The organism is Ensifer sp. ZNC0028 (genome assembly GCF_000799055.1).
Classification (GTDB): Bacteria; Pseudomonadota; Alphaproteobacteria; order Rhizobiales; family Rhizobiaceae; genus Ensifer.
The window spans coordinates 1-5,575 of the sequence record NZ_JTLA01000235.1 but is presented as its reverse complement, the minus strand read 5'-3'; the positions used below and the strand labels follow the sequence as shown (position 1 = coordinate 5,575).

Sequence of the window (5,575 nt, the reverse complement as noted above, 5' to 3'; positions counted from 1 at the left end):
AGAGCGGCGCCGGGGTTGGCGGCACTGGTGGTGCCGGCGGCACCAGCGGCAGCCCGAACGGAGGAACCGGCGGAAGCGGCATCGGCAACGGCAGCGACTTTGGCGGCGGTGCGGGTGGCGGCGGCGGTGCGCACGGCAGCGTCGGCAATGTCGCTGGCCGCGGTGGCGATGGTGGCACGTCTCCGAACGGGGACGGCGGTGGCGGCGGCGCCGGCGGTTACGGCCGTATTGTTGCCTCCGGTGGAACAGACAGCATCTCCGGACCGGCAGTGTCCGGCGGACGGGGCGGACACGGCGGTGCCGGTGGGACAATATCAGGCATCGGAATCGGGGGCAGCGGCGGTGACGGCGGCGATGGTGCGGCATTCGTCGGTGGCGGCACATTGACGGTGAACACGAACGTGACGGGCGGCAACGGCGGTAACGCCGGCGCTGGCGGGCACGTTCTCGAAAAACACAATGGTGACGGCGGTCACGGCATCAGCGCTCTGAACGGCGGGACGGTGATCATCAACAGCGGCAGCGTGACGGGCGGCGTGGCCGGAAGCGGCGGGACCGGCGTCGTGCACGGAGCCGGCATCTTCGGCCGGAACCTGGACGTGACCCTGGGCGCGTCGGGCTCGATCATCGGCGGTAACGGCGGGACCGCCAACGCCTTGACCTTTGATGGTGGCGCTAACACGTTCCGGTTCTCTGCGGCGAGCCCAGGTCTTTCCGGCAACATCGCGATCAACAATTCCGCCAGCCTGACGATCGACCAGACCGGCAACGGTAGGATCAGCAATACGATTACTGGTGACGGCTCGCTCATCAAATCCGGCAGCGGCACGCTGACGCTGACGGGCATGAACACCTATACCGGCGCGACGAGCATTGCCGCGGGCGGCACACTGGCATTGTCGGGCCAGGGACGCATCAATGCCTCCAGCGGATTGACGGCCAACGGCACCTTCGACGTTTCCGCCGCCGCCTCTGCACAGGTCAAGTCGCTCGCCGGCAGCGGACAGGTCACGCTTGGAAGCCAATATCTGATGATCCACAACGCCACGGGTACCTTTTCGGGCGCGATCAACGGCACCGGTGGCATCAATGTCATGGCCGGTACGCAAGTCCTGACCGGTACCAACACGTTTACCGGTGGTGCAGGGACGAATACCGGCGCAACGCTGCGGATCGGTGATGGCGGCACGGGGGGCTCGCTCGTGTCGAACATTACCAACGGCGGTGCGGTGATCTTCAACCGTTCCGATAACGTGACCTATGGCGGCGAGATCACCGGCAACGGGACGTTCTCGCAGATCGGCAGCGGCACGCTGACGCTGACGACGACCAGCAGCACGCGCGGAGCGGTGACGATCGGTACGGGCAGCACGCTGCAGCTCGGCAATGGCGGTACCACAGGCTGGATCGGCGGCACCGGCAACTTCGTCGGCTCGATCACCAACAATGGCGCGCTGATCTACAACCGCTCGAACAATGTCAGCTATGCCGGCAAGGTCTCGGGCAACGGCACGATTTCGCAGGCGGGAACCGGCAAGCTGACGCTGACGGGCGACAGCTCGTTGTTCTCCGGTGCAACGTCGGTGACGTCCGGCACGACCTATGTCAACGGCCAGCTTGGTGGCAACGTTCATGTCGGCTCGGCCGGCACACTCGGCGGATCGGGCAGGATCGGCGGCAACGTCACGGTCGATGGCACGCTCTCGGCGGGAAACAGCCCGGGCACGATAACGATCGGTGGCGATCTGACGCTCAATGCCGGCTCTAATTCGGTTTTCGAGCTGAATACGCCCGGCCTCGTCGGCAGTGCGGCCGGCAACGATCTGGTGAAGGTCGGCGGCAACCTGACGCTCGGCGGCGCGCTGGACGCGCAAGTCGCGTCGGCCGGCTACTACCGGCTGTTCGAGTATGACGGCACGCTGTCGGGCAGCTTTGCGACGACGACTGCGACATCGACGGCGCCGAGCTTCACCGTTGCCAGCCATCAGGTCCAGACGGGGATTGCCAAGCAGGTCAATCTGTCGGTGCTCGGCGCCGGCCAGACGATGCACTTCTGGGACGGCGCGGACACAACGGGCAACGGCACCGTCAACGGCGGCACCGGCACCTGGACATCCGGTGGCACCAACTGGACCGGTGCACCGGGGCGCGCCAACATCAACGGCAGCTTCGGCGGATCGGTCGGCGTCTTTGCCGGCGCGACCGGCGGCACCGTCAACGTCGTCGGCACGCAGGGCTTCGACACGCTGCAGTTTTCTGCCACGACCGACGGCAGCGGCTACACCATCAATGGCGGCGTGCTGGCCTTCAACCCGGCGAGCGGCACGGCGGCGACGATCAATGTCGGCAACGGCGTTGCCACCACGATCGGCTCGGTGCTGCAGAACGGTGCGACCGGGACAGGGCTCAACAAGGTCGGCAACGGCACGCTGACGCTGACGGGCGTGAACACCTATACGGGTGCGACGTCGATTGCGGCAGGCGGCACGCTCGCGCTTTCGGGTCAGGGCCGCATCAATGCCTCGAGCGGTTTGACGGCCGATGGCACCTTCGACGTCTCGGCGGCGGCCTCGGCCCAGGTCAAGTCGCTTGCCGGCAGCGGGCAGGTTGTGCTCGGTAGCAAGACGCTCATCATCAACAACGCCACGGGCACGTTCTCGGGTGCGATCACCGGCGCAGGCGGCATCTCGGTCGGTGCCGGCACCCAGGTCCTGAGCGGTGCCAACAGCTTTACCGGCGGCGCGGGCATCTCGTCCGGTGCCACGCTGCAGATCGGCAACGGCGGTGCCGGCGGAAGCCTGGCATCCAACGTCACCAACTTCGGTGCGCTCGTCTTCAACAGCGCGGGCAATTTGACCTACGGCGGTTCGATCACAGGTCCCGGCTCGTTCTCGCAGATCGGTACGGGCACGCTGACGCTCACCGCCAACAACAGCACATCCGGTGCGGTGACGATCGGCACGGGCAGCACATTGCAGCTCGGCAATGGTGGCACGACCGGCTGGATCGGCGGCAGCGGCAAATTCGTTGGTTCGATCACCAACGATGGCGCGCTGATCTACAATCGTTCGAACGACGTGACCTATGCCGGGGCGGTCTCTGGCAGCGGCACGTTGACCCAGGCGGGCACGGGCAAGCTGACCTTGACGGGTATCAATACCTTTACCGGTGCGACCAACATTGCGTCGGGCGACCTGATCGTCAACGGCTCTCTGGCGCATTCCAGCTTGACCACCATCCAGCGCGGAGCGCGTCTCGGCGGCACCGGCACGCTTGGCAACACGACCATCCAGACGGGCGGCGTTCATGCTCCGGGCAATTCGATCGGAACGCAGACGATCGCCGGGAATTACACCAACAACGGCGTGCTGCAGATCGAGGGCACGCCCACAGCCACCGACAAGCTGATCGTATCGGGCAACGTCGATATCTCCGGCGCGACCCTTGATCTCCTGCTCTCCCCCAACACGGCGTCGAGCTGGAACCCGGTCAACGGCCCGTTCATCCTGATCGACAAGACGAGTTCCGGGGCGATCACCGGTACGTTTGCGTCGATCGTCGACAATTTGGTGTTCCTCGATCCGACCGTCGATTACAGCGGCGGCGACGGCAACGACCTGTCGCTCCAGCTGACCCGCAACGATCTCAGCTTTGCCAGCGTCGCCCAGACCCGCAACCAGATCGCCACCAGTGGCGGGATCGACCGTCTGGGCATGGGCAATCCCATCTTCAACGCGGTCGCCTTTGCCGCAACGCCAGAAGCGGCGCGCAGGGCCTTCGATCTGCTTTCGGGCGAAGTGCACAGCTCGTTCCAGTCGATCCTGATCGAGGACAGCCGGTTCCTGCGCGATGCCGCGAACGATCGCCTGCGCACCGTGCTCGGCACGGTGGCGGCGAAGCAATCGAGCGAGATCACCGGCGCGATCGACAGCGGTGAACTTGCGCTCTGGAGCCAGGGCTTCGGTTCCTGGGGACGAATCGATGGTGACGGCAATACCGCCAAGGCGGATCGCTCCATCGGTGGCTTCTTCGTCGGTGCCGATACGCAGGTGGACGAATGGACCGTCGGCGCGCTTGCCGGCTACTCGCGGTCCTCGATGGACATCGACGCGCGGTTCTCGTCGGCAACCTCCGACAACTATCATCTCGGGATCTATGCCGGTGGACGTTGGGGCGATGCGTCGCTCCGAACCGGCGCCGCCTTTAGCTGGCACGACATCGAGACGAGCCGCACCGTTTCGTTCCCGGGCTTCACGGACAGCCTTTCTGCCGACTACAGCGCTGGGACAGGCCAGGTCTTTGGCGAGTTCGCCTATGCCTTCAAGGCCGGGTCGGTCGATCTGGAGCCGTTTGCCAACCTGGCCTATGTGCATCTCAATCGCGATGGCTTTGTCGAGCGGGGTGGCGCTGCCGCTCTCATCGGCAAGGACGCCTCGCAGGACACGACGTTCACGACCCTTGGCCTGCGCGCAGCGTCCAGCTTCGACCTTGGCGGCGTGCTGGCGACGGCCCGCGGCACCGTTGGCTGGAGACATGCCTTCGGCGACACCTTGCCGCTGTCGTCGAACGGCTTCTCGACAGCGAGCACATTTGCCATCGCCGGTGTCCCGATCGCCGAGAATTCTGCGGTGATCGAAGCCGGCCTTGATTTCGCCGTCGCGCCGGAGGCGACCCTCGGCTTGACCTACACAGGCCAATTTGGCGGCGGCGTCAGCGACCAGAGCGTCAAGGCAAATCTGAGCGTCAAGTTCTGATTGAACGCAGTCGTGCCAAACGGCCGCCGCCGGGATCCCGAGGACCCTGCGGCGGCCGTTTGGCGTTTCAAGGCTGGATTGACGTGCCCATGCGCGTGGCATGCCGGGGGCCAACGCGTCCAAGCTTCGACCGCTCCCCACGTCGCCGCGGTGGAGCAGGCCGAGCGCTATCTGCCGCTGCTGAAGGACACACAAAGGGAGCAGTACGCACGGTGCCGAGCCAACGACCCCGTGCGTTCGCGCTTGACGTTCCGCGACGCCGCGCTTTCTATCTCGCCTGGGGTGTGAATTCGGGCTGGGAGTGGACCATCATGACTGACGATACGCAGCCGCCGGAAACCAAGCTGACGACGACGAAGCGGCGCTGGGCCGCCGACGGCAAATTCCTGACGGGGCGGATCGTGCGCCCCGAGGACGAGCGCCTTCCGCCTGGGCAACATCTGGTCAAGGACTGGCCGGTGCTCGACCTCGGCCAGCAGCCGATGATCCGGACGGAAAGCTGGCGGCTCGATATCACCGGGCACATCGAGCATCCATTGTCGCTCGATTGGGCCGCGTTCAAGGCCTTGCCGCAAAGCGACCGGCTCTCCGACATGCATTGCGTGACGACCTGGTCGCGCTACGACAACCGCTGGCAGGGCGTGGCCACACGCGATCTGCTCGACCAGGTGATGCCGAAACCCGAGGCGAGCCACGTCATGCTGACGAGCTATGACGGCTACACCACGAACATGCCGCTTGCGGACTTCGCCTCCGAAGACGCGATCCTTGCGACCGACTGGGAGGACCAGCCGATCGGCCGTACCCATGGCGGGCCGATG

The 5,575-nt window shown here is 65.6% G+C and carries 2 protein-coding genes; both read left to right on the top strand.

The genetic code is table 11. The features are described 5' to 3' along the window. Positions 1 to 4,754: autotransporter domain-containing protein (locus L981_RS33535; protein ID WP_052202148.1), on the top strand; the 4,754-nt coding region annotated here is incomplete at its 5' end. 311 nt (positions 4,755 to 5,065) lie between these two features. Then, a partial coding sequence (locus L981_RS32775) for a molybdopterin-dependent oxidoreductase (RefSeq protein WP_043627038.1) occupies positions 5,066 to 5,575 on the top strand: 510 nt, incomplete at its 3' end.